At 46.5% G+C, this 1359-nt stretch carries 3 protein-coding genes and 1 pseudogene; 1 reads left to right on the top strand and 3 read right to left on the bottom strand.

Features of this window, described 5'->3' with window-relative positions:
- Positions 1-247: pseudogene (locus tag B4923_RS21390) on the bottom strand (type IV secretion protein Rhs); the annotation flags it as partial.
- A 45-nt stretch (positions 248-292) separates the two neighbouring features.
- Between B4923_RS21390 and B4923_RS21395 the strand changes: the two are divergent.
- Complete coding sequence (locus B4923_RS21395) at positions 293-424, top strand: SymE family type I addiction module toxin (protein ID WP_425428668.1); 132 nt, start codon at positions 293-295, stop codon at positions 422-424.
- A gap of 60 nt (positions 425-484) precedes the next feature.
- On the opposite strand, the gene B4923_RS20665 is transcribed toward B4923_RS21395, so the two are convergent.
- The gene (locus tag B4923_RS20665) at positions 485-874 is read right to left on the bottom strand and encodes a hypothetical protein (RefSeq protein WP_109491558.1); all 390 of its coding nucleotides are present in this window, start codon (positions 872-874) and stop codon (positions 485-487) included.
- 7 nt (positions 875-881) lie between these two features.
- Positions 882-1359: HNH endonuclease (locus B4923_RS20670; protein ID WP_211313983.1), on the bottom strand; the 478-nt coding region annotated here is incomplete at its 5' end.

Here is a 1359-nt window from a genome sequence, read left to right on the forward strand (position 1 = left end):
GCCGTTGTCCTTCCCGCACCTTGCTGATGCGCCGGCCGAAGGCGTCATAGCGGTAACGCCATCGCTCCCCCTACGGCGCTATGCCCGCTATCTCGCACAAATTCTGTTCGCTGTCGTAGCCGAACAGGCGCCCCTGCCGACTGCGCCCTCGCCGACGCTCCGCCGTCACCTGCCCCACGCCGTTCAGCCGGAACCGCTGTTCGCCCCAGTGGCTGTCGCTGATACCCGTCAGCCGGTCCAGCGCGTCGTCCACGCTTTCCTATCGCCGCGCTGCTGGCAGAACTGGACTGTCATGACTGCGAAGGAGCTGACTCTGGCGGGCGACTGGCTGACCCGCAGCGGATTGTTCGGCCAGTCGCTAAATATTGAACTACTGCCCGGGAAAATGGTTATTTGGGCGGAGCAAGGGGTTATGCTGGCGTAATAGAACAAGCAGCTAAAAATAAAAAAGCCGGAAGAGTCGAATATCACTTCCGGCTTTTATTTATAAGAACGCTACTTCTGCACTTCCGATCTTTTTAATCGACAGACCAGAGAATTTAATACCTATGCCATGCTCGGTATCTCCGCGCCATCTAAAAACGAATCCAAATTCATTTTCTACATCAGGGAAAATATAAATCTTCATCAATTTGAAAGATAATTCTTTACTCTCATAAAACCTCTCAATATATAACGAGATTTCTTTTTTTGATAAATCAAAAATCTTATCCTGATTCTTAAGCATGAAGTTAATATCACCCAGCATTTTTTCATCACTTAATTCAGATTCTAAATAAATAACCTGAACCTCAGATTTATCAAAAGCATCAAAAATCAGATTAACTGAGATCCCTTCATCATCTTCATAAAAATCCAAGTCTTCTCTATTCATTCGTACCTCACGCTTTCTGCTTACAAGCCTTAGATGTCGATGTTTTAGGTGCGTTCATTTCTTTAGCAACCCTTTTAGCTTCGGGTGATTCATATTCTACACCATGATGTTTCTCAAACTGGCTTACAGATCCTGAATGAGGGAATGTAGCCTCATGCGCCTCAGTTTTTACCAATTGCATAGTTGATTCGTTAGTAGCTGGATTATAATCATCAAGGTGATGCCAAGTATATCCATCAGGGTGGGCTTTACCTGTTGCAATTCCAGAAGGTCCCTTATATCCGGCAATATCATTCGCAGCTTTGAAGTCACCATACCGCCCGCCAGTCATTTTAATTTTGACGGTATTTGTTCCACCCTTATAAAGCGCATCTGTACCGGAGAAATCAACTCCGGGATATATAGATAACCCCAGCGGATCAACCCACTCCAGCGGGTTATGCACATAACCTTGCGGCCTTATTCCCCCACCCAACCCTATCAGG

The organism is Brenneria roseae subsp. americana (assembly GCF_003115815.1).
GTDB lineage: Bacteria > Pseudomonadota > Gammaproteobacteria > Enterobacterales > Enterobacteriaceae > Brenneria > Brenneria roseae.

Bases quoted from the DNA above. Each gene is read 5' to 3' on its own strand.
- B4923_RS21395 (WP_425428668.1), top strand. From the start codon at position 293: ATGACTGCGAAGGAGCTGACTCTGGCGGGCGACTGGCTGACCCGCAGC.
- B4923_RS20665 (WP_109491558.1), bottom strand. From the start codon at position 874: ATGAATAGAGAAGACTTGGATTTTTATGAAGATGATGAAGGGATCTCA.